Below are 25,262 nucleotides of genomic sequence, written 5' to 3'. Positions count from 1 at the left end.
TAAAATTATTTGTAATTATGAATGATATCGGAAAACGTTTCAGGATTCAAGCTGGCACCTCCAACAAGAGCCCCGTTTACATCCTTCATCGACATCAGCTCTTTTACGTTTGTTGGTTTTACACTACCTCCATACAGTATTCTGATGGATTTGGCAAGTACCGAACCAAAACTTCTTTCAAGCAATGATCGAATAAACTGATGAATTTCCTGAACCTGCTCGCTTGTAGCTGTTTTACCTGTTCCAATGGCCCATACAGGCTCATATGCAACGATGACCTCTTTCATGTCATCAGAAGATATACCTCTTAACCCGTTTTGTATCTGTTTGTCAAGTACAGAAAATGTTTCTTTTGATTCCCGCTGTCGTTCAGTCTCACCGACACAAAAAATCGGGGACAGATGATGGTGGACGGCAGCAGATATTTTTTTATTGACGGTTTGATCTGTTTCATTAAAGTATTGGCGCCTTTCGGAATGCCCGATGATAACATGTTTACACCCTGCGGACAACAGCATCGGTGGGGATATCTCTCCGGTATATGCGCCTTCGCTTTCCCAGAAGATATCCTGGGCGCCAAGGGATATATCGGAGTGTTTTAAAATTTCAGATACCGGCGCCAGTGATGTAAACGGTGGAGCGATCATAACGTCAACTTCCGTGACATCAGCAGAAAATAACACAAGCTTTTTTGCGGTTTCAACAGCTTCGTTGCAGGTTTTAAACATTTTCCAGTTTCCCGCAATAAACGGTTTGAGATTGCCCATCAGTTGGTCTCCTTGAATGAACAGAACCCGAAGTCCCGGGTTATGAAAAATGAGAAGGTGCTTAATTCCTATTATGCAAGCAAGGTGCATCGTTTGAAACGATTTAAGACGATTTTGAGGTGTGCTGTGGCTAAAATTCGATACCCGGACTGCCCCATTTTTTTAAAACCGTGTTTATGGACGGCCAGCCGTTGCGGTTTAACAAAAATTTCATTCATGCGGCTGAACCGCAGCCAGCCAGTTCCAGCGCCGGAGACATTCCTCATTGGATCGGTATTTGCTTCGATGCCGTCCGGCCCCCGATTTTTTGGATTTTTATCATGATATCAAAATATAACGAAAATATACGATATGATAAGAAACTTTAAGCTATAATTCCGCGCCGATCATGGATGCCAGATCCACCATTCGGTGGGCATACCCGCTTTCGTTGTCATACCAGGCAAGTACCTTGACCATATTGTCTGCCATGAATGTCGAGGGTGCGTCCACAATGGATGATAATGTTGATCCATTGAAATCTGTAGATACCAGCGGGATTTCCTCATAACCCAGGATGCCGGCCAGCGACGTTTCTGAGGCTTCTTTCAGAGCGTCATTGATATCTGATATCGTGACTCCGGATTTTTTTATGGTTACCACCAGATCGACGATAGAAACATTCGGAGTAGGAACGCGAATCGCAAGGCCGTTTAATTTTCCGGATAATTCAGGTATGACTAAAGCGACTGCTTTTGCCGCTCCGGTTGAGGTCGGAATCATTGACAATGCGGCTGCTCTCGCCCGTCGAAGATCTTTGTGCGGCATATCCACAAGCCGCTGATCGCCGGTGTAGGCGTGTATCGTCGTCATCAGACCGCATTTGATTCCAAAATTTTCGAGGATTATTTTAGATACCGGGGCAATACAATTTGTGGTACAGGACGCGTTTGAGATGATATGATGCTGCCTTGGATCGTACTGATTTGAGTTTACGCCCATTACGATGGTGATGTCCGGATCTTTTGCCGGTGCGGATATTATCACTTTTTTAGCGCCGGCAGCCAGATGCTTTGATACGTTCTCGGAACTTCGGAAAATACCCGTACATTCGGCAACAATATCGACATCGAATTTTTTCCAGTCAAGATTCGCCGGATCTTTTATGGAGGTTATCGGAAATGGCTTCCCGTCTACGTCGATTGAATTTTCGTTGGCCTTTACCTCATGATCCAGTATCCCATGAACCGAATCGTACTTGAGAAGATGGGCCATTGTGATAGAATCTGTCAGGTCGTTAATCGCTACCACATCAACTTCAGGATGCGTTAACGCGGCCCTGAAGACAAGCCGTCCTATTCTCCCAAAACCATTTATGCCAATCCTTACACTCATGCTCGGTTTCTCCTTCGTGTGGTTTTCGGATAATGTAATTTTCTCAGTTAAATAGTCAGTCTATAAACCTTGGTGCCGGCTTCACCTCCGGCGGGTCAGGTGAATGTGATGGATGTGCCGTGCTGCAGGTACTGCTGCAGATCAGGCCATATAATCTTTTTTATCAATTCTGTGATTCGAATGCAATATCCAAAGATAATAGGGGGGAACTTCGGTTTGCTATGTTCTTTTATTGCCCTTCAATATCCGGCTTGCCATGGAAATGCTTTTTTTCCCGAATGCCTCGAGTGTTTCAGCCAGCTCACTCAGCTCCTGGGTCCTGCGTAAATGGGTCGCTTTAATCAAAATGGGAAGATTTACACCGGATATGACTTCAACCCTGTCTTCCTCCAGGAATGAATAGCTGAGATTCGAGGGGGTGCCGCCAAACATATCCGTTAGAATCAATACGCCTTTGCGTTGACGGACGCGTTTAATCGTTTCGGCTATTTTTTTTCGCAGTTTGTCTGCGTTTTCATTTAAATCGATGGATACGGACTCCATAGCTTCAGGTCGAGATCCTTGAATGAATGTTGCTGTCTCGATCAACGATTCGCCAAGATGACAATGGGTAACGATAACGATGCCTATCATAGAATTATATTTAACTCCTTAAATTCGAAGATGCACGAAACGCTTTATTACAGCGGCCATCTCTGCTGGTGATCGATATTATCGATATACCGAACGGCTTATTAGTAACAAGTGAATCTGTGTGACTATCCATTTCTATGGAATTCGAAGCTGCTGACCTGTTACCAGTAAGCAGTCGTTTCTATGATATCGAGCCTGCGGTATAGATGTCCTGTTCGATGTCTCTGTGGGTAATGTTTATCGTGTGCTGACCGGAAAGCAGATGCTTATATATTGCTTTAGCGATCGTGACTGAACGATGGCGTCCACCGGTACAACCCACAGCGATGGTCAAATACGCCTTCCCTTCTTTCTCGAATAACGGAATTAAAAAGTCCAGAAGATCTAAATATTTTTGTAAGAAAATCCGGGTTTCGGGGTTATTGAGAACGAAATTTTGAATTTCCGGGGACTCACCGTTGAGCGGCTTTAATTCCGGTATAAAAAACGGATTTGAGAGAAATCGAACGTCGATTACCAGATCCGCTTCACGTGGAATACCGTATTTAAAACCGAATGAGAGAACATTAATCTGCATCGGCGCAAACTTTTTACTTTGTTGCGCGATGTCGAAAATGACGGCCTTTAATTCATGAACATTGAAACGGGAGGTGTCAATGATTTTATCAGCCGCTATTCTCAGCGCTTTCAGCTGCTCTTTTTCCGCCCGTATGCTTTCAAGCAGATTTCCGCATTGTGTCAGAGGATGATGCCTGCGCGTCTGACTGTAACGCTTGACCAGGGCGTCTTCGTCTGCCTCCATGAAAAGAATCGAATAATGATAGCCCTGCTGGTTTAAGAATTTAAAAACCGGGGGATATTTGGTCAGAAAACCTTTTTCCCTGAGATCCATTACAAAAGCGAAACCAGAGAGTTCAGAATCGTTTTCCAGTGGTAATTTCAAAAGTTTCGGCAGCAATGCCACCGGCATATTATCCACGCAATAAAACCCGGCATCTTCAAATGCATCAATTGCGGTACTTTTCCCAGAACCGGAAAGTCCCGTGATAATATGAATACTTAAATTTTTCACGTTAAAACATCTGCATCATGTGCCGTATAAGAATTGTGTGTGGTTTTGGGCGCTTAACCGAATTTCAATGTCCATCAAAAACGATATGCCGTTTCCATGTACGCCGGATTCGGGTTTTTATCCTCAAAATATTTCAGGGGGTGCGGGTAGATACTCGTCTGCTTTGAACTTGAAAAAACTACCCGCGATTTATGGATGAACCCATTTTAACGCTTAATTCGAAATAGAGGAGGTCCTCTAAAATTCCTGGTCCACTTTTTTTAAAAGATCCAGAACCTCCTCAGAATTTTTTGCTTCCATCAGTCTGGTTTTAAACGGCTCATTTTTCAGGATCTTGGAAATTTGAGCCAGTACTTTTAAGTGGATACCTGTAGAATTCTCAGGGGTTAACAATAGAAAGAAGATATGGGTCGGCTTCCCGTCGATAGATTCGAAATCAACGCCTTTACGGCTCAAGCCAAAGCCCAGTATCAAAGATTCAAGAGACTTGAGCTTGCCGTGAGGAATTCCGATTCCACCTCCGATTCCGGTGCTTCCCAGCATTTCTCTTTCCATCAGTACGTGAAAGAGTTTATCCTGATTGATCCCGGAAAGACGGGCTGCGGGCCCGACAAGTTCTTCAAGGATTCCTTTTTTATCTGATGATTTCAGATCAACCAGAATTGAGTCTTTATATAATACATCCAGAATTTTCATTTCGATTTATGCTTCAACTCCGGTTTCTATGCCAAGTTTGTATCCTTTCCGGGACTGGCATGTGTGAGCAAGGGGGGCAGCCAATCAGACGTTAGGCTGAATGAGCCCGTAATTCCCGTCGTTGCGTCGATACAATACATTGACTGCCTCTGTTCTTGCATTGGTAAAGACAAGAAACTGATTTGTTATCAGATCCATCTGCATGACGGCTTCTTCCACATCCATGGGCTTGTATTCAATATGGTTGACCTTGATATCTGTTTTGATTAAATTGTCATAATCTCCCGGCGCTGGGGAGGGGGTCGGTCTGGTTTTTGTCTTTGATTTTGAATTGTTTCTATACTCTCTTGATTTTTCTTTACTTTTTTTTATCTGTTTGTCCAGCTTGTCAATAACCAGATCGATGGCTGAATACATGTCGTTGGTTTTTTCCTTGCCATTAATATTGAGCCTGTCACCCGAAATACTGATTTCAGCAATATGACGAAATTTTTCAACCAAAAGAACTACGTTTGCTTCAGCTGGATTATCAAGAAATTTGTCAAATCGGTTGAGCTTTTCCTGAACATAGGTTTTCAGATGGTCTGACGGATCGGTATTCTTGAACGTTACAGCAGTCTGCATAAACAACTCCTTTTAGTATTGTTTACGTTTGTTCGAAGGAAGCACCTTCAGCATCTCTCTGTACTTGGCTACCGTTCTTCTGGCGATATCAATGTTTGACTCTTTTAACATTTCAGCGATTTTGTTATCGCTGTATGGCTTTTTTGAATTCTCACTTTCGATGATCTGCCTGATTTTGTCCATCACACTGGCAGATGCCACTGTCCCCCCATGCATACGATTAATAGAACTATTGAAAAAATATTTCAATTCAAAAATTCCCTGAGGGGTATGCGCGTATTTGTTGGTGGTTACACGGCTGATCGTCGACTCGTGCATGCCTATATCCTGTGCCACGTTTTTCAGAACCATAGGCTTTAAATAGGATATGCCTTTTTCGAAAAAGTCTTTCTGAAAGAGCAGAATGCTTTCCATGACCTTATAGATGGTTTTTTGGCGCTGCTGGATACTGCGAATCAGCCATGCAGCGGATCGCATTTTATCCTGTATATAATCCCGGGCCGAGTCGGCAGAATGATCATTCTGGCTGATCGAGGCTTTGTAAAAAGGATTGATCCGCAGGCGTGGCATCCCGTCATTGTTCAGTACGATAACAAAATCGTCGTCCACTTTGTAGACATAAATGTCCGGAACTATATAAATCGGTTCTTCATCCGAGAATTCACGGCCGGGTCTGGGTTCAAGCCCCTGGATAATTCTGACAGCAGAGATAACGTTTTCGATATCTGTTTTCAACGCCTTGCATATGGCCTTGTAATTTTTATTTTCAAGATGAGCCAGGTGATGGTTGATGATTTCCGTGACAATCGTTTCCTTGAGCCCCAGCGCTTTTACCTGGATCATAAGGCATTCGCTTAAATTTCTCGCGCATACCCCGACCGGGTCAAACGTTTGCAGAACCGACAGCACCTGCTGGACATTTTCAGGCGATGCATTACTGGTTTCAGCGATGTCTTCGATAGAAATCTTCAGATAGCCGTCTTTATCCAGATTGCCGATAATCAGACTGCCGATGGCCTCTTCTTCCATGGAAGGGGCCGTCATCATAAACTGCCACAAAAGATGCTCGGTTAACGATTCCTTTTTGGCGATAAATGATTCAAAACTGGTTTGCTCCTTTTTTTCGAATTCAAAATTGGCCTTGCCGGGTGAATTATATTCATCAATATAATTGCTCCAGTCGATATCATCATTGATTTTCTCCCCAATAGTTACCTCTTTGAGGACCCCGGATTCAATCGGTTCGGGTTCAACCGGATCGGTATGGATATCGTCAGCGGCATCTATTGTCTCTTCCAGAGCAGGATTCTCCTCCAGTTCCTGCTGAATGGTGTCCATTAATTCCAACCTGGACAGCTGAAGAAGTTTGATCGCCATCTGAAGCTGCGGCGTCATGATCAGTTGCTGGGATAATTTGAGCTGTTGCCTTAATTCAAGTACCATTTTATAACCCGGACTCTAATTTTATAACCTGAACTCTTTTCCTAAATATATCCGGCGGGCGGTTTCGCTTGCAGCAATTTTCTGAGGCGAGCCGGATTCGATGATTTTACCATCGCTTAGTATATACGCATTGTCACATACACCAAGCGTTTCTCTGACGTTGTGATCTGAAATCAGTACCCCGATACCCCGTTTTTTCAGATGGCCGATGATGGTTTTAATGTCGATGACGGCTAATGGATCAACTCCGGCAAACGGTTCGTCAAGAAGTATGAAGTAGGGATTTGTTGCAAGCGCCCGGCTGATCTCAAGGCGTCGTCTTTCTCCGCCGGAAAGAACCCCGGCTTTATGTCCGGAAAGATGATCGATGCCAAGTTCCTCAAGAAGTTTATCCGCACGATGCTCTACTTCCGATTTGGAAACGGGAAGCGTTTCCAGAATAACCATGATGTTGCTCTTGACGTCGAGCTTTTTAAAAATGGACGTTTCCTGAGGAAGATACCCAACACCTTTACGTGCTCTCATATGCATGGGGTGCTGCGTAATATCTTCGCCGTTCAGAGATACATTGCCTTCATCCGGCTTGATCATGCCAACGGTTATATAAAAAGTGGTAGTTTTGCCTGCTCCGTTGGGTCCGAGCAGTCCCACAACACTTCCGCTTTCAACGCTCAGGTTGACACCGTTGACAACCCGCCTGCCGTTGTATGATTTGACCAGATTTTGAAGTGTTAAAGAGGCCATCATACCGGTGTTCGTTTTTCGATGATAAAGTTAATCATTAAGGGAGTCACTTCCTGAATGCAGCACGGCTTTAACTTGTTGATCGGGGTCGCTTTCAATTTTAATACGCCCATCGGTTCTGTCCAGAATGATTTTAGCGCCTGAAATGGAATCCGTTCCGGATGAAATCGTTGAATTTTTGCCCGTTAACACCAGTACTTTCGTTTGTGTAATATAGGTAGCCTGCTGCGTGATGGCAACTTTATTGCCAAAAATTATTTTAACGTTTCCGGTGGCTGTAATTTTTTCGATGGTTGCCTCAGCGCCGGTATTTCCGGGATTAGTTTCTTTGGAATGAGTAATGTTAAGTTTATCGGCAAAAATGACGGTATCGGTTTGTTTCGCTTTAACATTTCCGATAAATTCGGCATTCTGACTGGTGCTGTCATAAATCAGCTGGTCCGAAGTAATATGGATCTGGTTTATATCCGCATTGTGGTCTGAAGTTACAGTGGTCTTTCCGGCTGTCACGCAGACGGGCATACACCAGAGGCTTATGGTAAATACGCAACCTATGATTGATAAAAATCGCGGGCTGATATGCTTAATAAGACAATGCGCTTTCACTGAAGCATCCCTCCACCCGGCCTTTAAAAAAGGCTTTATTGGTATTTAGATCGAACATCATTGATTCGGCAGACAGGCTGGATGTCATCTGGTTGATGGCTATCGGAATTTTTGTTATCAGTCTCCGCTGAGCATGATGATAAGTCAGTTGGTCAGTTTTCATTACGATATTACGATTTTTTACGATAACATTTCCTGTCACTTCGATGTCATTCGATTCGGTATTCACGCTTCCCTGATCAGCGGTAAGATAAATTTTCTGATTGTTTTTCAGGAAGAAAGTGACCGACAGTTTCTTTAGAACAGCCTCTTTTTTGTTATCAATGAATTCGACAGAATCGGCATCCAGACTCCATTCGGTTATTCCATCGCGTGTGGCGGTCTGATGCACCCGGTTGATGGTGATATCCGGCTGATTGTCAGCAGCCGGCAACGCCGGATCCCGATTGCTCAAATTTTTAACCCTGTAGTGATAACCAAAAAATAAAGCCGTTAAAATAATCGAAAGAATGATAGCAGATGAAATTGCAAAAATATATATATTTTTAGACATGGGTCGCTCGGTGCCAAGCTTCATAAAAATTGGTTCAGGGCTTTTCCCCAGAGGTCCTGCGCCTTCAGAATCGCTTCACAGATTTCTCTTACAGCCCCCTGACCGCCTTTACGTGTCGTTACGATCTGAGCAAGCTCAATGACGGTCTCATCAGCGTCGGCCACGGCGATGGGCAGCCCCACCCGTTTCATCGGGGCGAGATCGGGTAAATCATCTCCGATGAATGCCATGTGCCTCGTATCGATACCACTGACCGATACAATATGATCGAGCACGGCGGCCTTGTCAGTGACATTGTCAAACATCCAGGTGATTCCAAGTTCGCGGGTTCGTTTCAAAAGAGCAGGGGAGCTTCTTCCGGTAATAATTCCGGCATGAATCCCGGCCTTCATGAGCAGTTTGATTCCAAGTCCGTCCTTGACATTGAAGGCTTTGGTTTCTACGCCGGTATCGCTGTAGATGATTGTACCGTCCGTCAGCACACCGTCAACATCAAGCAGCAGCAGTCGAATTTGTTTTAACCGGCTGTCGGCGATCATAACAGAAATATTCCTTTAGGGCCCATTCTGCTCACATCAGGGCCGAACGAAGCGTTTTGAGTCCAGCCAGAAAATCATAAAGGCTGTCAAGTCTTAATGAATTGGGGCCGTCGCACAGTGCTTTGTCGGGGTCTTTATGTACTTCGATGAATATGGCGCTGGCTCCGGCAGCCACAGCCGCCCGTGCAAGCGTCGGAACAAATTCGCGCTGCCCCCCGGAACAGTTGCCCTGTCCGCCAGGAAGCTGGACGCTGTGGGTGGCGTCAAAAATAACCGGAAAAGCCATGTCCTGAATGATTTTAATGCTGCGAAAATCCACGACGAGGTTATTGTAACCAAACATGGTGCCGCGTTCAGTAATCAGTATCTGATTATTTCCGGTGGATAATACCTTTTCGGCAACATTGGCGATATCCCACGGCGCAAGAAACTGTCCCTTTTTGATGTTCACGGGTTTTCCTGTTTTAGCCACCTCCAGGATAAAATCAGTCTGGCGACATAAAAAGGCGGGTATCTGAATAATATCCAACACCCTGGCTGCGGTTGATATTTCATCTATGCAGTGGACATCCGAAAGAATGGGGATATCCAGTTTTTTCTTGATATCCGATAAAATTTTAATGCCATCGGCCAATCCCGGTCCCCTGAATGAATGAATTGAGGATCGGTTGGCCTTGTCATAGGACGCTTTAAAAATGAACGGTATTTCCAGTTGCTGTGTAAGCTCCTTGAGAAAACGGGCTGTTTCAAAAGCGCTTCGATGGTCTTCTATAACGCATGGCCCTGCGATAAGAGCCAGAGGGGTATCCGGGCCGCCGATAGATAATCTCTCATTGATCCGGACGCAATGGGTATTTTGTTTAGTAATCATAATTTAAACAGCTCTCGAACCTATGGGAAAATGAAGTGCCCTTCTGGAAAAGCAGCTGATCCAAAAGGGGGTAGCGAACGATAAAGGATTATCGCTATAATGCCAGAGCGTTCGGGAATTCGGATCTGACAGTTCTGAAACGATGCAGGTAATCTATAACCCAACCCCCGAAATGTCAAGAAACGAAAAACAGGCCTTGATTAGCACCGCTTTAATTGCTAATATCCCATGTTTAAATTGATAAAAATGACACGGAGCATAGTCTTTTGAAAGAAAAAAAGAAAAAATTTAAATTGTGGATCATCGGGTTGCTTTGCACCGTCATTGTTGTGCCGGTTTTATGGATTTTGATTACGCGGTTGGAAGGCGAAACGCCGGCAATGACCCTGAGTCCTGATATTCGGTCGATCGGTATATCTCAAAATCTCACGGTTTCAGCGAGTGATGACAAAAGCGGTCTGCGTCGTCTGTGGATTGGCCTGCTTCAGAAGGGAAAGGAAATTCAGCTGCTGGAAAAGGAATTTCCGGCTGCCGGGGTTTTCAACGGCGGACAGGTCCATAATACGTCAGTTGAAGTGGCGCTGGAGCCTCGCGAGTTGGGACTTGTCGAGGGGGAGGCCGTTATCCGTATGGTTGCATCGGATTTTTCGTGGCGCCGGTGGTGGAGGGGCAATCGAACCTATTCGGAAAGGCGGATCGTCATTGATACCAGAGCCCCTGAAATCGAAGTGCTTACCCGGGTTCATAATGTTTCTCAGGGTGGCTCAGCGCTTGTTGTCTATAAAGTGTCCGAGCCATGTTCAGAAACCGGTGTGAGTGTCGGAGATAAATTTTTCCCCGGTTATTCCGGTTATTTCAAAGATGCGAATCTGTTTCTGGCTTTTTTTGCGCTGGGGCACGAACAGGGGCCTGGAACGCGCCTGGCTGTCCAGGCGACCGATATCGCCGGAAACATCACCCGGGCCGGATTTCCTCACTACATCAGGAAAAAAGCGTTTAAAGCTGACACTATCCGCATCTCTGATAAATTTCTGGAATGGAAAATGCCTGAATTTGGTTCTGATTTGCCGAAGGAATTGGATTCAGCATCCTTTTTAGATAAATTTCTGTATGTTAATCGTGATATCCGGCAGGCAAACTATGAGACGATAACCAGAATACCCGGTCAGTGCCATTCCAATGGTACCATGTACTGGGAAGGGGCATTTCTCAGGCTTCAGGGGGCAGCAAGAAAAGCCAGTTTTGCTGATCAGCGTCGATATGTGTATCAGGGTCGTGATATCGATCGTCAAACGCATCTTGGAGTGGATCTGGCATCTGTTTCGCTTGCGCCCGTTCCCGCAGCCAACAGCGGAAAGATCGTTTTTATCGGTGCGATAGGTATATATGGCAGGACCGTGATCGTCGACCACGGATTCGGCCTGTCCAGTACGTATTCCCATTTAAGCAGCTGTGATGTGAAAACAGGCCAGATGGTTTTAAAAGGGGATATAATCGGCCATACCGGCACCACCGGGATGGCAGGGGGGGATCATCTCCATTTTGGAATGATGGTTCACAATACCTTCGTCAATCCGGTTGAATGGTGGGATTTGTCCTGGATCAGAAATAATATTACGGATAAGATAAAAACCGTTCAATCCGGTCTTAATATTTCGAATGGATGATCTGATATTTCGGCGTTTTTTTTAAATTGTACGCGGCCTGGCGGAAGTATCGGTTGAATGTACAGCGGGAGAATATTTTAGAAATGGAACAATATGAAGTAAACAAGACGTATCAGCAGATCAATGACAAAATAAGGTCCGGTGAAGTCGTTGTCGTGACGGCCGAAGAAATGATAGATATTGTAAAGGCCGAGGGGCCGGTTGCGGCGGCAAGGCGTGTGGATGTGGTAACCACCGGAACATTTGCGCCGATGTGTTCTTCCGGCGCGTTTATTAATTTTGGTCATTCCGTTCCCGGAATAAAGGCGTCTCATACGTGGCTGAATAATGTGCCCGCCTATGGAGGGCTAGCGGCCGTTGATTGTTATATCGGCGCAACGGCGCTTTGTGAAGATGATCCTGAAAACAAGGTCCATCCCGGGGAGTTTAATTATGGGGGCGGCCATGTCCTTCAGGATCTGGTTGCCGGAAAGAAAATACATCTGAAAGCCACCGCTTATGGAACCGACTGCTATCCAAGCCGGATGATCGAGAAGATGATATCTCTGGATACACTCCCGCAGGCGACATTATGCAATCCTCGAAACGGATACCAGAATTATAACTGCGCCATCAATATGACCGGCAAAATCAAATATACGTATATGGGGGCGCTCAAGCCCAAAGCCGGAAATGCGAACTATTGTTCGGCCGGTCAACTGAGTCCGTTGTTCAATGATCCGTATTATAAGACGATCGGACTTGGGACGCGGATTTTCTTGGGGGGCGGAATCGGATATGTCACCTGGTACGGCACCCAGCACAAAGGCAATGTGGAACGTACTGAAAAAGGAATTCCGATTACCCCTGCCGGCACCTTGTGGGTGATGGGAGATATGAAAACCATGAGTCCGGACTGGCTGGTCGGTCTCAGCATTCAGGGCTACGGTGCCTCCCTTGCTGTGGGACTGGGCATTCCCATTCCCATTTTGAATGAAGAAATGGCCCGGTATACCTCTGTCTCGGATGAAGAAATATTTACCCGGGTTGTGGATTACGGTCATGATTATCCACGGGGGATATCGAAAAGTTACGGGCAGGTCAGTTATGCTCAGCTCAAAAGCGGTTTTATAACCATCGACGGGAAAAAGATTCCGACGGTGCCGCTTTCCAGTATGGTAAAAGCGCGTCAAATTGCCGACATATTGAAACAGTGGATTGCTGAAGGCCGCTTTACCCTTGGCGAGCCGCAGTTTACGCTGCCTGTGTGAGACTCATATGATGAGTCCGCTTCCGGACCTTTTGTGAAGCCGTCAGTCACCGTATGATATTCCACAGGACAAAGTTGCCATGCCAGATACAATACGGGCCTTCATAGCCGCAGATCTTCCCGAGCCGATTATTTTGAGCCTTCGACAGCTGCAGGACGATTTGAAACCATTTAATTTCGATGCAAGATGGGTGAAACCTGACCATATTCATCTGACGCTGAAATTTCTGGGTGACATCAGGTCGGCTGATGCCGAAACGGTGGGCAGGGTTATTACGGAGACGGCAATACTGCATGCCCCGGTATCTCTGGTGGTGAAAGGTATCGGGGTTTTTCCGGAAATCAGACGCCCCCGGGTTTTATGGGTTGGAATTGACGGTCAGATTTCGATACTGTCCCGGTTGCAGAAAACCATTGAAGACCAGTTGGAAACCGTTGGTTTTCCCAGGGAAAAAAGGGCATTTAAGGGACATCTGACGTTGGCGAGGTTCCGGTACGTGCATGATCCCGGATCGATAATAGCGGCCATGACCGGGTTGGGTGGCTTTGAAACACAGCCGTTTACGGTGAATGCCGTTCATCTGTATAAAAGCCGGTTAACGCCGGCCGGGGCAGAATATACCCGGCTGGTCAGTGCGGAGCTGACTCGCTGATGCTCCGTTTCCGTGTTTGTGGGTGAAAGCAGTTCGTGTGGAATTATTTCATAGGGGGCTCGGCCCTAAGCTCAGACCGAATGTCTGATCAGGAGGTTATATTATGAATATGCCGGACAAGGAAAAAGCGGTAGACGCTGCGATGAGCCAGATAGAGCGACAGTTCGGTAAGGGAGCGATCATGAAACTCGGCAGTCGCCCAATCGTTGATGTTCCGGTCATACCGACCGGTTCCCTGGCGCTTGACAAAGCGTTGGGTATCGGAGGACTTCCCCGGGGCCGGGTGATAGAAATTTTTGGTCCCGAATCATCCGGTAAAACGACGCTGGCGCTGCACGCGGTTGCCGAGGTTCAGAAACAGGGCGGAATTGCAGCCTTTATTGACGCGGAGCACGCACTGGATACCAGTTATGCGAAAAAACTCGGTGTGAACTGTGATGAGCTTCTGGTGTCTCAGCCCGATACCGGTGAGCAGGCCCTTGAAATTGCTGACATGCTGGTCAGGAGCGGCGCCATTGATATCGTCGTGATCGACTCGGTAGCGGCCCTTGTCCCGAGAGCCGAGATTGAAGGGGAAATGGGTGATTCGCATATGGGGCTTCAGGCCAGGCTGATGTCCCAGGCGTTGAGAAAACTTACTGGTGCCATCGGAAAGACGATGACATCGCTGATTTTTATCAATCAGATCCGCATGAAAATCGGGGTGGTTTTCGGAAACCCCGAAACGACCACCGGCGGCAATGCTTTGAAATTTTATGCATCTGTCCGGCTGGATATCCGTCGCACCAGTGCAATTAAAGACGGCCAGGAAATTACCGGCAACCGTACCAAGGTCCGGGTGGTCAAGAATAAAATGGCTCCGCCCTTCAGAGAGGCCGAATTTGATATCATGTACGGGGAGGGAATATCCCGGTCCGGGGATCTTCTGGATGTGGGGGTTGAAGCCGGTCTTGTCGCAAAAAGCGGTTCCTGGTATTCATATAATGACGAGAGAATTGGACAGGGTCGGGAAAACGTTAAACGGTTTTTTATAGAAAATCCGGATATTTATGCCTCCATTCAGGGTAAGCTCCGTGAGGCTCTGGGATTGTCCGTAATCAAAGTCTCCGAAGATACAGGGAAAACGGAAGGTGCAACAACTAAATAGCCTCTGAACAAAAAAACGATATGTTTCAATTGACAGTTTTCGTTCAGTTACTAAATAGAGGATTATAGTAGCGGAGTTTCAAATGACAGGTAACGATGTACGCAGACAATTTCTTGAATATTTTAAAAAACATGATCACCAGGCGGTCAGAAGCTCATCCCTTGTTCCTTCAGATGATCCGACCCTTCTGTTTACCAACGCAGGGATGGTTCCGTTCAAGCGGGTGTTTCTCGGTGAGGAAAAGCGAAATTATGTGAGAGCCACATCGTCCCAGAAATGTGTACGGGCCGGTGGAAAGCACAATGACCTCGAAAACGTAGGCTATACGGCCAGGCATCATACTTTTTTCGAAATGCTGGGAAATTTTTCTTTCGGGGATTACTTCAAACAAAAAGCCATTGAGTTTGCATGGGATCTGCTGGTGAACGGGTACAAGCTGCCTGAAGACAAACTGTGGGTATCCGTGTATCTGGACGATGATGAAGCCTTTGACTTGTGGCATGACCATGTCGGCGTCAATAAGGATCGAATTGTACGGTTTGGGGAAAAGGATAATTTCTGGTCCATGGGAGATACGGGTCCGTGCGGACCGTGCTCGGAAATTATGATCGACCGGGGTGAGCAATACGGATGTGGCCGGTCTGACTGCCGGGTGGGCTGCGAATGTGACCGGTATCTTGAAATCTGGAATCTGGTGTTCATGCAGTTTAACCGGGATGAAACCGGAAAGCTGACGCCCCTGCCGAAGCCCAGCATTGATACCGGGATGGGGCTGGAGCGGATTGTGTCCGTGATTCAAAACGTGGATACAAATTATGAAACGGATTTGATCCTTCCCATCATAAAAAAGGCAGAGATACTGTGTGAAAAACGCTATGGGGAATCCCGGGAAGCCGATGTGGCCATGAAGGTCATCGCGGATCACAGCCGGGCAGCGGCGTTTCTTATTGGAGATGGCATTCTGCCATCCAATGAGGGACGCGGATATGTGCTTCGCCGGATCATACGAAGAGCGATTCGATACGGACGACATCTGGGTCTTAATCGATCATTTTTACATGAGACCGCCAACGTGGTATTTGATATCATGAAACCGTCGTATCCTGAACTTGCAGCTGCCTCATCGTTTATCACCAACGTGATTACCAATGAGGAAATCCGATTTTCGGAAACCCTGGATAACGGGTTGAAACTGCTCACTGACACCCTTGACAATTTGAAGGCCGGGGGCCAAAAGACAGTGCCGGGAGATATCATATTCAAATTGTATGACACTTTTGGATTTCCGGTGGATATAGTTCGGGATGTGGTCCGGGACAAAGATATGACCCTAGATATGGATGGCTTTGATGAGGCCATGGGTGTCCAGCGTGAAAAATCCAGATCCGTCATGACTTTTTCCAAAATCAGTGATGCCTACCGAAGCCTTTCCGCTCAGGGAATCAAACCTGAGTTTGTGGGCTATGACACGCTGTCATGCGAGGCCGGGGTGCTGTTGATCGTCGCGGACGGAAATGAAATCCGGATGGCCACCGAAGGCCAACAGATCGAGATTGTTACCGAAAAGACCCCGTTTTATGGTGAATCGGGCGGGCAGGTGGGGGATACGGGTGTTATCACCTCCGACGGCCTGCAGATCCGGATCACCGACACGATAAAGGATCCTACCGGATTGATTATTCACAGGGGAACGGTCGTGTCCGGTACGGCGGAAAAAGGTCAGCGTGTCACGTTGACCGTCGATGCGGAAAAACGGGAGGCGATTGCCTGCAATCATACATCGACCCATATTCTGCATTCGGCGCTTCGCGAGGTGCTGGGCGATCATGTCAAACAGGCCGGATCTTATGTGACACCGGATCGGCTCCGGTTTGACTTTACCCATTTTTCCCAGGTGGATTCACAGGACCTGAATCGTATCGAAAGACTGGTCAATGAGCGCATCCGGCAGAATGTTCCGGCAGAGATAGTCGAGATGGATGCCGAAGCGGCATTCAAATCCGGGGCAACTGCCCTGTTTGAAGAAAAATATGGCGACAGGGTCAGGGTTGTTTCTCTGGCGCCGTTCAGTCGGGAGCTTTGCGGAGGCGTTCATATCAGCCAGACCGGGCATATCGGCCTGTTCAAAATTGTCAGTGAGTGCAGTGTGGCATCCGGTGTCAGGCGAATCGAGGCGATAACAGGTGATGCGGCACTGGCCAGTGTGCAGGAACAATCAGCCCGGCTCAATCATGTTGCCCGGTTGCTCAAAGAAAAACCCCAGGGCGTTGAACAGAAAATTGAAAAAATTCTGGCGGATCACAAAGCGTACGAAAAAGAACTGGAAAAACTGAAAGCTAAAATCGCCGCCATGTCTTCGGCCGGAGCCGATGACGATATCCGGACGATCAATGGAATCAACGTGCTGGTAAAAAGCGTGACGGTTGATAATCCGGCGGCGCTTCGCGATCTGGCCGACCGGCTCCGGGAGAAAATCAAATCCGGCGTTGTGGTTCTGGGCGCAACAGCCGGTCCGAAAGCCTTGTTGATAGCCGCCGTGACCCAAGACCTGACCCGTCGCTATCCGGCCGGGAAAATCGTAAAGCAGCTGGCCGGAATGGTGGGCGGCAGCGGGGGCGGAAGACCGGATATGGCACAGGCCGGCGGCACGCAACCCGGGAACCTGTCCCAGGCCCTTGAAAAAGCCTGCGAGATTATCGAAAGCATGTGAAAAAAGCAGGCCCAGTAAGCCGTATGCGGTAAAAAGTGATGAAGGGGGGGAATCCTGTCGTGTCGATTGGGTTACCCCCCTGTTTTTTTGCGTTGAGTTTTGATGAACCCGTAAAAAGTACCCACACCCGTCATTTCCGCGTAGATAAGAATACAGAACATGCTGAAATTACAGCATTTATTATTTTATGTGAATGACAAATGAGGGCTGAATATGATTTTTTACAAGGCCATCAGTTTTAAATATTGAACTTTTTAAGGCTGAAACTGCTGATCAAAAAAGACCGTTGATGGTTTCTGGGCAAGCGGCAGTTTATTCGCTATCGAATCCATCAAATCCGCTGTTGAATCCTCATCCAGCCACCAGTACCAGTAGGCGCTGGATTCATCGCCGAATTTGGAAAGAACGGTATCGGGCATGCCGAATTTTTTCCAGTAAAGCAGCCGGGTATAGTTGATATTCCAAAGCAGTACATAGGGAAAAGATTCGTAAATGAGCTGATCGATTTCCCGATTTATATCATTTCGTTGACGGATATCGAAAATTTCTTTCTGCTTTTCAACCAACGAATCAACCCTGGCGTTTTTAAAACCCGTAATATTGTTACCGCTTTTCCGGTCTGCTTCAGCCGATGACCACATGCCTTCCGGGTCCTTGAAAATTCCGGAGCTCCATGACGCCAGGGTCATCTGAAAATTAAATTCTTCCATATCCCGAACCCATGAGGCCCAGTCTTTTTTATCGATAACCAGTTCAATGCCGGCATCCTTGAGATCTTCGGCATAGATGGATAAAAATTTTTCAAAGGAGGCATCCCGGGTTAAAAACTTGAATGAAAAGCGGGTACCGTTTTTTTCAAGATATCCGGTTTTCGGATTTGCCACCCAGCCGGCTTCTGTCAGGAGTTTTCGGGCCTGGGCTTTATCCACCCGGATGACAGGGTTTGGACAGGGATGGTCCTTGTCATACAGGTCTTCAAAGTAAGAGCGGTGAAGAAAATACTGGCTGTACATTAATGTGGTGTTCATTTTTTCCCTGTCCAGCAACAGCGCCATGGCTTTTCTGACCCGCAGATCGTCAAAAGGGGGGGTGCGCATGTTCATGGCAAAGCCCTGAAAACCAACGGGCCGCTGGTTATGGATTTTCTGTTTGATGATCCAGTTGTGGATGAATTTTTCACCTTGGGTTTCATTGATCCAGATCCGGGACGTATAGATGGGAAACAGATCGATCTGGCCTTTTTTGAATGCTTCAAAGGCGTTTTCCCTCTCGGCAAAAAATTTGAATTTCATGGTCTGAAAATTTCCGGTCCCCCGGGTTCTTTCAGCATTTCTCAGCCACCAGTCATCGCGCCGTTCCAGCGTGATGAACAGCCCCTCGTTGGTTTCGCCCAGTCGATAAGGGCCTGATACAACAGGAAATTCGAAGTTAATCTTGTTGAAATCCTTTTTATCAAAGGCCTTGCTGCAGAGAATATGAAATCCGCCTGCAGATCCAAGGTTCTGCCAGTGCACATCCCGGGCGGTAAACCGGATGGTATGCGAATCGATGACTTCGGGAGGATAGAACCGCTGCATGCTCACTTTGTGCGGCCCGGTCAGATTCTTCGGGTTCATGATCACGTCATATGTCCATTTGACATCTTCGGCGGTTATGGCGGTGCCGTCACTCCATCTGGCCTGTTTATCGATAAAAAATGTGAAGGTTTTTTTATCCCCGGAAATGGACCACTGCCGGGCAAGACCGGGTTCATAGGCCAGCGTTATCGGATGCATGTTGAGCAGGGTTTCATACATGGCCCCGAAAATTTCAGCAGAAAGGACATTGTTATCCAGGTAATAGTTGAGACTCTTGGGATACTGACCCGCGAATACGGAAATCTCACCACCGGGCACGGCTTCAGGATCGGCAAGTGGATTGTATCGATCCGACCAGTCTTTTCCGGGGAACATTTCATCTGCCTGCACGCAGGGGCTCAGCAGGAGGATTAAAATCACGATGATGATGCGTTTCATGGGTTCTCCTGTTCGTCAGAGCACGGGCTATATTTTTTTGAGCACGTCCATCATGGTAAACACCTTACCCCGTTCACCCCGCTGCACTTTGTGATGCAGATATTCGGCGGCATCGAGGATGCCTCTGGCATAGACATCGCGTCCGTTGATATTGTGGGTAAATTCGAATTTGACGGTGTTGTCTTCGGAAACGACCGTATAGGTATGCCATGCATGTCCTTTGAGATAATCCTCCGGCACGCCCCAGACCGATTTCTGGATTTCCGGATCCCGTTCCTTGATGATCTGATTTTCTGAAAAATCAATTCCCAGTTTCTGAAACGAGGCCACAACGGCTTTTGCCGTCCCGCTGGTGTCAGCCTTGCCCTTCTGGTGGCTTTCTTTCACCTGCAGGGTATAGCCCCTGAACAGATCCGGAAATGATCGGGCAGCATATTCCATCATGGCCTGAAAGGCGACAATCTGCTTGGCCATATTGGGCGCAATGACAGCCGGAATATCAGATCCGATCACGGTATCTTCCAGATGTCTGCGGTCACCTCCGGTAGTGCCCATGACAAATGGCAGTTTCCATTTTCGGTAAAATTCGGCGTTAGCATTGACCGCGGAGGGATGTGTAAAGTCAATGCTGATAAAACAGCCTTCCTTTTTTAAAATTTCCGGAATGAGTTCGTCCCTGAGATGGGGCTGAATCAAACAGATCGGAAGATCATCAAGCCGATATTCGGTTTCAACGATTTCCGGCCCGGTCAGAGAATACCCGATGAGGTCAAACCGGATATCCTTTTGAACGTGCTGTATTAAATTTGTCGCGATATTTCCCGGGATGCCGTTTACCATCAATTTGATTGTATTCATAAGTATGGAGCTCCTGATATGTTAAGTCTGAAAGAAAAAGATGCAGAAAACTGAAAAAATATCTGATCTGTGCTTATTGGATTAATGGGTTCCCCGCTGAATCGTTTGTTTGATTTGTTCTGCAAGCGTTTTCAACCGTGGAAATTCTGGAATCTGATCAGTTGAAAGATGTTCGGCTAACGTAAGGGCCGCTGTCGGGATGTATTGTTCAAAGTGTATCTTTTTTTTGATACGGGATAAAAAACCAAAAGCGGCGAGAATCTGAAGGTTCCGTGTGATACAGCAATAGTGATATCCTTTTCTGAAGTTATCCCGGCAAACGGGTATCTGTGAGTTCAGCGACCGGAGATAGTAATCGAAGAGCCGGTGGCGGACCGAGCCGGGCAGCGTCACATATGGATCATTCAGCAGAGAGGCGATGTCGTACTGGATCGGTCCGATTCTTCCTCCCTGAAAATCAATAAAATAATTTTGCCCCTGCTGCGTCACCATAATATTTCTGCTCTGCATGTCCCTGTGCATAAAGCCGGGTACCGAAAATTTGAGCGTATTGTCGGCAAGATTTTCAAATTCATTCCACACATCTTCGACACGTATATTCAGACCCAGATAGCCATTGACGAAGGCCTCGATAAAATAGCGGCATTCATTTTCAAGAATGACGCCGCGGTCATATTCAGCGGTCTGCCAGGCCCATGACGGGTCAAACCCGTCTGCCGCGTGAACGGACATAAGAATCAACTGATCGATTACTTCATGGTAAATCGATATGACCGTTTGCATATTGCGGGTCTGACGAACCACCGCCTGAAGATTGATATCCCCCAGGTCTTCGACAAAAACAAGGCCGGAAAACATATCATGAAGAAAGATCTCCGGCACCCGAACCTGTTTTTCAAGCAGATGGCGACCGATCGAAATGTATGCGCCAATTTCGGATGGGCTGTTTTTAACGCCGATTCCATGGTCTGCAATGATCAGAGACCGGTTGTCATGTCGGATGCGGTACCAGTTCCGGTCTGATCCGTCTCCTGAAAGCGGGGTGATGTCCCATCGTGAAAGAACTGTATGGCAGACAGCCGGCGGGCCATCGGCCGATTGCGCAGGACCGGACCGGTTGAAGGCTTCAGGGGCCATGTGATCGATTGCTGCCTGCCGGTATCGAACCGGTGTTCCGATATCCCGCCAGTATGGATGATGGGCGATGAAGGCTTTGACCTTGTTGCCACGGCATATCAAATTCCGGTAAGCATCAATGATGCTGGAAAATCCTTTGTCCGGTATGGCATCCAATACGGCCGGATCAAGCACCTGGATACCGGTAAATGCCGATAAACGGTTTCCCGGCAACCGGGGGGCAGAAGGGGTCTGATCATCAAAGCCGGTTATGAAATCGTTTTGATCGATGGCGACAGTATTGAATTCGGGATAATCGTGCATCACCATGGTGACGGGATGAGGATGGTGCAAATGGAAATCATATACCGCCTTTAAATCAATATCGGTAATGATATCGCTGTTGATCACCATCAACGGCTGAAGATCCCAGAAATCAGAGATATTTTTAACGGCGCCTCCGGTCCCCAATATATCCGGCTCATAGCGGGTAACCACCGGCACAGAATAACGTTGTGTTCCAATAAAGGCGTCTATCTTCCGGTGAAGATGATGCGTATTGATCATGATGGCACAGCAGCCTGCCCTGATCAGCTTCTGAATCATGAGATCCAGAACAGGGCGCCCGTTTACAGGAAACAGAGGCTTTGGGATATGATCAGTAAAAGGCCGCAGCCGTGATCCGAAACCTGCGGCAAGTATTAAAGCTTTCATAGGTATGGGCTTACAGACAGTTTAAATATGTTTCAAAAGCGGTTAAATAATATTCAATCTTTTCTTTGTCTTCGGCGCCTTTAATTCCGATGCTTGTAAAAAAATCAATGGCATTTTGAAAGTTGACTGTTGACAGGGCTTCTTTTCGTTCGATTTCGTTGCGTTTATAGTACCGGTTGCCTTTTGCCTGGATTTTTTTCATCCGGTCTTTTGAATCTATCGAATTTCTGGGATACTGTCTGTAAATATTTAATACAATCCAATACGATTCAAAATAAGTCTTTAAAAAAGTACCGAATATTTTCAGCTTTCTGAATCCCACGGATGTTAAATTGTAGGTGTCGGGCATTGTGGGATGAGGCATCAATACGGCATCATCGATAAACGCCTTGATGGCTTTTCTGATAACGGTTTCCGGTGATTGATCCGGATGATAGGTAAATTCATTTTGAAACAATTTTTTGAGAAAATTATAACCGGGCAGGAGATCGGCTGAAGAAAACTGAAATGCATCTTTTTCGATGATAGCCAGCGCGGTAAACGCTGCTGGAACAAAAAAAGCGATACAGTTGTTTTTGTAATATTCAATCAGCGGTCGCTTGCTTTCATTGACTTTGAAAAAGATATCGGCCGCGGTGTCATCCTTATGGGGTGAAATCTGTTCGATAAACTTTCTCTGCGCGAAGGATTCTATCGCATGCTCTATCGCGGTTTCCTGATCCATGACAAGCGTGTCCGCTATGATCGCGTTTCTGGAATACAGAAACGTGATGTAGGTATCGATCTGAAACTTTAATTGCTCACGAGAAAACCGATTCTTGGGGGAGTTGAGCAATGCACTGGCCAGCAGTCCGAACGGGGTGACAACCGTGACGCTGTTGATGGCATTAATGAGTCGGCAGCCCAGATCTCTGCATACGGCATTTTGCTCTTTGGCGGACATCTGGTGAATCGACAGGTTGTTCCGGGAAAGCAGTGCATTGAATGAAATCGGGTCGTTAAACTTTATGTAGATTCTTCCATACCGTCTGTGCAGGAGTTTTCTGGCTTTAAACACCTGCCACAGGCTTTCGGCCTCTTTTTGTCCCCCCTCGATTTCATGAAGATAGGATGATTCTTCCATTACTCTGTCATAGCCGATATATATCGGCACAAAAATCATGTCATCACAGGCCCCCTGTTTGAACGCATTGATCAGCAGCGTCAGCAGTCCCAGTTTGGGCAGGGTCAATTTTCCGGTCCGGCTTCTTCCTCCTTCAATGAAAAATTCGATATTGAATCCTTCTGCAAGCAGCTGATGAATGTATTCAGAAAACACCTTTGCATACAGGACAGCGCCCCTGAAGGTTCTTCGGATGAAAAAGGCCCCTGCGCTTCGGAACAGCGCCCCCATCGGCCAGAAAGACAGGTTCTTGCCGGCGGCAATCATGGGGCATGGCATATCGTTTTTGTGAAGGACGTAAGACAAAATGATATAGTCCAGATGGCTTTTATGGCATGGGATGAGGATTAAAGGTGCTTTGTGAGACATGCTTTTGACTTTTTTGAGCACGTCATCGTTAATCGAAATACCTTCGAACAGGGAATTTAACAGCCATGAGACCAGCACTGAGGCCGTTTTTATAATGGATATGTTATACTTGGCCGCGATTTCTTCAAGATAGGCGTCGGCTTTCTTGTGAACTTTATAAATGGGAATATCACGTTTTTTCGAGTATTGTTCCATATATTTCCGGAGCCGGTCACTGGTCAGAATATTCTCTTTGAGTTCTTCTCTGGATTTAAGTACCGGTCCGATAATGCTCTGGCGGTGGCGATTGATCTGGGCCATGAGGTGTCGTCTCAAGGAAAATGACACATGCTCGATCCCGAGGTTGCCGTTTTCCGCACGGCGGACGAAATTTTGCAGGTTCACCGGTTCAGATATTTCCACAAACACGGTGCCCGGATTTTTAAACATGGCAACAAGGCGCCGGATGCTTCCGGGCATTTCTTTGCTGCCAAATATGATATCAAGGACAGAAGGCGTTGAGTGATGGGGCTTTTTCCCAAAAAACATGATTTGAGGAATGATATATATCGGTCGATCCAGTGAGCGCTGCATATCGATCAGGTAACGGATCGGATCGACCCTGGCCTTTACAAACCGTCGGTGGCCCCCTTTTTTTTCCAGTAAAGATACCAGCGCAATACGGCCGGAGATCAGCTCTTTTTGGATGTAGCCGCTTTTATATGGATCAGGCCACTTCCGGTTTTGTCTGAAATAGTCGATATGGGCCAGAAGCATTTGAAAAATACGGGATACGGGTTGCCATGCAATGGATTGATAATCCAGCCCTATTTCCGGAAAAGGGAGTTTGTCGGCTTTGTAGCGGGTATGGTAAAAAAGAAATTCGAAATAACTCTTGTATTGATTGGTATAAACGATAACAGCATTCTCGGGTAAATTGCTCAGGATGGGGGTCTGATCTTTATTGAGGCGGATGCCGGAAAAAAACAGTTTGAGGATTTGTTCTGAAATCATGCCGAGATTTTTCGGCAGATAGCAACTGTAATGGTCATGTGTCCCTCTCAGGGCAGCGTTGACCCAGTCTTGAATTTTAATTTTCAGCTGTGACCATAACGATATCATGAATGCAATCCATATTGCCTTTAGATGATGATTCCATAAAACTCAAATAATTACATAGTGCCCATCCGCGGTCTGTTTTTTTCCATGGGAGCCATGCTCAGATTTTAATCTTTAAAATACCCCATGTATTCGTGCGGTTAAAACCTCTCCCTTCCTTTGAGCCAAAAAAAATACACGATTTCCGAATGGAATCTATGGGCTTGATCATAACTGTGGCCATAACATCGTGAGGACCGTCCCGGCCGTTGCCGGCATCCCCCCGTATCGGGCTGGAGAAGCCGGCAACGGCCGGGACTTCGAAACTACACGTAAGAGAATATGGCCGCAGTTATGAACAAGCCCGAATCTATCTAAACCATCCACGTTAATAAAAATATAATGTATTTGCAATACGAAATTGATTTGAACTTCGTTCAAAGGTGCCACGTTGTTCGCAGCAGCGGATAAAATGAAACCCGCACTTTGCCGCATCATTGTTTAATCCCATGCGCTTGGCATATCCGCACGATGTCGTCAGCGGTGGCTGAAATCCGTAATATATGAATACTGCCTGAACGAAAACTGCAGAACGATCTGATT

General features: G+C 46.7%; 21 protein-coding genes. 5 read left to right on the top strand and 16 right to left on the bottom strand.

Annotation, left to right across the window (positions count from 1 at the left end):
• Nucleotides 1-5: 5 nt before the first annotated feature.
• The 12 genes from tpiA to kdsA form a co-directional block, all read right to left on the bottom strand.
• Nucleotides 6-767: a triose-phosphate isomerase gene (gene tpiA / locus PHQ97_00285; protein ID MDD4391178.1), complete on the bottom strand. Its 762-nt coding sequence runs from the start codon at nucleotides 765-767 to the stop codon at nucleotides 6-8.
• Nucleotides 768-1,136: 369 nt separating this feature from the next.
• Nucleotides 1,137-2,141, bottom strand: coding sequence for a type I glyceraldehyde-3-phosphate dehydrogenase (gene gap / locus PHQ97_00280; protein ID MDD4391177.1), 1,005 nt, complete (start codon nucleotides 2,139-2,141; stop codon nucleotides 1,137-1,139).
• 219 nt (nucleotides 2,142-2,360) lie between these two features.
• On the bottom strand, nucleotides 2,361-2,774 hold the full coding sequence (locus PHQ97_00275) for a PTS sugar transporter subunit IIA (protein MDD4391176.1): 414 nt from the start codon (nucleotides 2,772-2,774) through the stop codon (nucleotides 2,361-2,363).
• Nucleotides 2,775-2,955: 181 nt separating this feature from the next.
• On the bottom strand, nucleotides 2,956-3,846 hold the full coding sequence (gene rapZ / locus PHQ97_00270) for an RNase adapter RapZ (GenBank protein MDD4391175.1): 891 nt from the start codon (nucleotides 3,844-3,846) through the stop codon (nucleotides 2,956-2,958).
• Nucleotides 3,847-4,083: 237 nt separating this feature from the next.
• On the bottom strand, nucleotides 4,084-4,542 hold the full coding sequence (locus PHQ97_00265; GenBank protein MDD4391174.1) for a PTS sugar transporter subunit IIA: 459 nt from the start codon (nucleotides 4,540-4,542) through the stop codon (nucleotides 4,084-4,086).
• An 84-nt stretch (nucleotides 4,543-4,626) separates the two neighbouring features.
• Nucleotides 4,627-5,166 carry a ribosome-associated translation inhibitor RaiA gene (gene raiA / locus PHQ97_00260; GenBank protein MDD4391173.1) on the bottom strand — a complete coding sequence of 180 codons (540 nt, stop codon included), beginning with the start codon at nucleotides 5,164-5,166 and terminating at the stop codon, nucleotides 4,627-4,629.
• 12 nt (nucleotides 5,167-5,178) lie between these two features.
• Nucleotides 5,179-6,609 carry an RNA polymerase factor sigma-54 gene (gene rpoN / locus PHQ97_00255; GenBank protein ID MDD4391172.1) on the bottom strand — a complete coding sequence of 477 codons (1,431 nt, stop codon included), beginning with the start codon at nucleotides 6,607-6,609 and terminating at the stop codon, nucleotides 5,179-5,181.
• A gap of 21 nt (nucleotides 6,610-6,630) precedes the next feature.
• The gene (gene lptB, locus PHQ97_00250) at nucleotides 6,631-7,353 is read right to left on the bottom strand and encodes an LPS export ABC transporter ATP-binding protein (protein ID MDD4391171.1); all 723 of its coding nucleotides are present in this window, start codon (nucleotides 7,351-7,353) and stop codon (nucleotides 6,631-6,633) included.
• 30 nt (nucleotides 7,354-7,383) lie between these two features.
• Nucleotides 7,384-7,875 (bottom strand): LptA/OstA family protein, encoded by a 492-nt coding sequence (locus tag PHQ97_00245; protein ID MDD4391170.1) that lies wholly within the window; start codon nucleotides 7,873-7,875, stop codon nucleotides 7,384-7,386.
• Between the two features lie 61 nt (nucleotides 7,876-7,936).
• A complete protein-coding gene (lptC, locus tag PHQ97_00240) occupies nucleotides 7,937-8,512 on the bottom strand; it encodes an LPS export ABC transporter periplasmic protein LptC (protein MDD4391169.1) in 576 nt (191 codons plus the stop codon).
• A 20-nt stretch (nucleotides 8,513-8,532) separates the two neighbouring features.
• Nucleotides 8,533-9,051 (bottom strand): HAD hydrolase family protein, encoded by a 519-nt coding sequence (locus PHQ97_00235; protein ID MDD4391168.1) that lies wholly within the window; start codon nucleotides 9,049-9,051, stop codon nucleotides 8,533-8,535.
• A 31-nt stretch (nucleotides 9,052-9,082) separates the two neighbouring features.
• Nucleotides 9,083-9,922: a 3-deoxy-8-phosphooctulonate synthase gene (kdsA, locus tag PHQ97_00230; protein MDD4391167.1), complete on the bottom strand. Its 840-nt coding sequence runs from the start codon at nucleotides 9,920-9,922 to the stop codon at nucleotides 9,083-9,085.
• A 266-nt stretch (nucleotides 9,923-10,188) separates the two neighbouring features.
• On the opposite strand from kdsA, the gene PHQ97_00225 reads away from it, so the two are divergent.
• The 5 genes from PHQ97_00225 (at nucleotide 10,189) to alaS (ending at nucleotide 17,348) form a co-directional block, all read left to right on the top strand.
• Nucleotides 10,189-11,589: a M23 family metallopeptidase gene (locus tag PHQ97_00225; protein MDD4391166.1), complete on the top strand. Its 1,401-nt coding sequence runs from the start codon at nucleotides 10,189-10,191 to the stop codon at nucleotides 11,587-11,589.
• Nucleotides 11,590-11,672: 83 nt separating this feature from the next.
• Complete coding sequence (locus PHQ97_00220; GenBank protein ID MDD4391165.1) at nucleotides 11,673-12,839, top strand: homocysteine biosynthesis protein; 1,167 nt, start codon at nucleotides 11,673-11,675, stop codon at nucleotides 12,837-12,839.
• Nucleotides 12,840-12,918: 79 nt separating this feature from the next.
• On the top strand, nucleotides 12,919-13,491 hold the full coding sequence (thpR, locus tag PHQ97_00215; GenBank protein ID MDD4391164.1) for an RNA 2',3'-cyclic phosphodiesterase: 573 nt from the start codon (nucleotides 12,919-12,921) through the stop codon (nucleotides 13,489-13,491).
• Nucleotides 13,492-13,600: 109 nt separating this feature from the next.
• Nucleotides 13,601-14,638 carry a recombinase RecA gene (gene recA, locus PHQ97_00210; GenBank protein MDD4391163.1) on the top strand — a complete coding sequence of 346 codons (1,038 nt, stop codon included), beginning with the start codon at nucleotides 13,601-13,603 and terminating at the stop codon, nucleotides 14,636-14,638.
• 82 nt (nucleotides 14,639-14,720) lie between these two features.
• On the top strand, nucleotides 14,721-17,348 hold the full coding sequence (gene alaS / locus PHQ97_00205) for an alanine--tRNA ligase (protein ID MDD4391162.1): 2,628 nt from the start codon (nucleotides 14,721-14,723) through the stop codon (nucleotides 17,346-17,348).
• Nucleotides 17,349-17,602: 254 nt separating this feature from the next.
• Here the strand turns inward: alaS and PHQ97_00200 are convergent, their stop codons facing one another.
• The 4 genes from PHQ97_00200 to PHQ97_00185 form a co-directional block, all read right to left on the bottom strand.
• The gene (locus PHQ97_00200) at nucleotides 17,603-19,363 is read right to left on the bottom strand and encodes an extracellular solute-binding protein (protein ID MDD4391161.1); all 1,761 of its coding nucleotides are present in this window, start codon (nucleotides 19,361-19,363) and stop codon (nucleotides 17,603-17,605) included.
• A 27-nt stretch (nucleotides 19,364-19,390) separates the two neighbouring features.
• On the bottom strand, nucleotides 19,391-20,221 hold the full coding sequence (gene dapB, locus PHQ97_00195; GenBank protein MDD4391160.1) for a dihydrodipicolinate reductase: 831 nt from the start codon (nucleotides 20,219-20,221) through the stop codon (nucleotides 19,391-19,393).
• 81 nt (nucleotides 20,222-20,302) lie between these two features.
• Nucleotides 20,303-22,051 (bottom strand): sugar phosphate nucleotidyltransferase, encoded by a 1,749-nt coding sequence (locus tag PHQ97_00190; protein MDD4391159.1) that lies wholly within the window; start codon nucleotides 22,049-22,051, stop codon nucleotides 20,303-20,305.
• 10 nt (nucleotides 22,052-22,061) lie between these two features.
• A complete protein-coding gene (locus PHQ97_00185; GenBank protein ID MDD4391158.1) occupies nucleotides 22,062-24,683 on the bottom strand; it encodes a 1-acyl-sn-glycerol-3-phosphate acyltransferase in 2,622 nt (873 codons plus the stop codon).
• Nucleotides 24,684-25,262 lie beyond the last annotated feature (579 nt).

The sequence above is a fragment of the Desulfobacterales bacterium genome (assembly GCA_028704555.1).
Taxonomy (GTDB): domain Bacteria; phylum Desulfobacterota; class Desulfobacteria; order Desulfobacterales; family JAQWFD01; genus JAQWFD01.
This window is presented reverse-complemented; position numbering and strand designations above follow the sequence as displayed.

Coding starts and splice junctions, on each gene's coding strand:
- lptB (MDD4391171.1), bottom strand. CDS start 7,353: ATGGCCTCTTTAACACTTCAAAATCTGGTCAAATCATACAACGGCAGG.
- kdsA (MDD4391167.1), bottom strand. CDS start 9,922: ATGATTACTAAACAAAATACCCATTGCGTCCGGATCAATGAGAGATTA.
- raiA (MDD4391173.1), bottom strand. CDS start 5,166: ATGCAGACTGCTGTAACGTTCAAGAATACCGATCCGTCAGACCATCTG.
- lptC (MDD4391169.1), bottom strand. CDS start 8,512: ATGTCTAAAAATATATATATTTTTGCAATTTCATCTGCTATCATTCTT.
- dapB (MDD4391160.1), bottom strand. CDS start 20,221: ATGAATACAATCAAATTGATGGTAAACGGCATCCCGGGAAATATCGCG.
- PHQ97_00265 (MDD4391174.1), bottom strand. CDS start 4,542: ATGAAAATTCTGGATGTATTATATAAAGACTCAATTCTGGTTGATCTG.
- PHQ97_00190 (MDD4391159.1), bottom strand. CDS start 22,051: ATGAAAGCTTTAATACTTGCCGCAGGTTTCGGATCACGGCTGCGGCCT.
- alaS (MDD4391162.1), top strand. CDS start 14,721: ATGACAGGTAACGATGTACGCAGACAATTTCTTGAATATTTTAAAAAA.
- tpiA (MDD4391178.1), bottom strand. CDS start 767: ATGGGCAATCTCAAACCGTTTATTGCGGGAAACTGGAAAATGTTTAAA.
- rpoN (MDD4391172.1), bottom strand. CDS start 6,609: ATGGTACTTGAATTAAGGCAACAGCTCAAATTATCCCAGCAACTGATC.
- PHQ97_00275 (MDD4391176.1), bottom strand. CDS start 2,774: ATGATAGGCATCGTTATCGTTACCCATTGTCATCTTGGCGAATCGTTG.
- PHQ97_00200 (MDD4391161.1), bottom strand. CDS start 19,363: ATGAAACGCATCATCATCGTGATTTTAATCCTCCTGCTGAGCCCCTGC.
- PHQ97_00235 (MDD4391168.1), bottom strand. CDS start 9,051: ATGATCGCCGACAGCCGGTTAAAACAAATTCGACTGCTGCTGCTTGAT.
- PHQ97_00245 (MDD4391170.1), bottom strand. CDS start 7,875: ATGCCCGTCTGCGTGACAGCCGGAAAGACCACTGTAACTTCAGACCAC.
- gap (MDD4391177.1), bottom strand. CDS start 2,141: ATGAGTGTAAGGATTGGCATAAATGGTTTTGGGAGAATAGGACGGCTT.
- thpR (MDD4391164.1), top strand. CDS start 12,919: ATGCCAGATACAATACGGGCCTTCATAGCCGCAGATCTTCCCGAGCCG.
- PHQ97_00185 (MDD4391158.1), bottom strand. CDS start 24,683: ATGATATCGTTATGGTCACAGCTGAAAATTAAAATTCAAGACTGGGTC.
- recA (MDD4391163.1), top strand. CDS start 13,601: ATGCCGGACAAGGAAAAAGCGGTAGACGCTGCGATGAGCCAGATAGAG.
- PHQ97_00220 (MDD4391165.1), top strand. CDS start 11,673: ATGGAACAATATGAAGTAAACAAGACGTATCAGCAGATCAATGACAAA.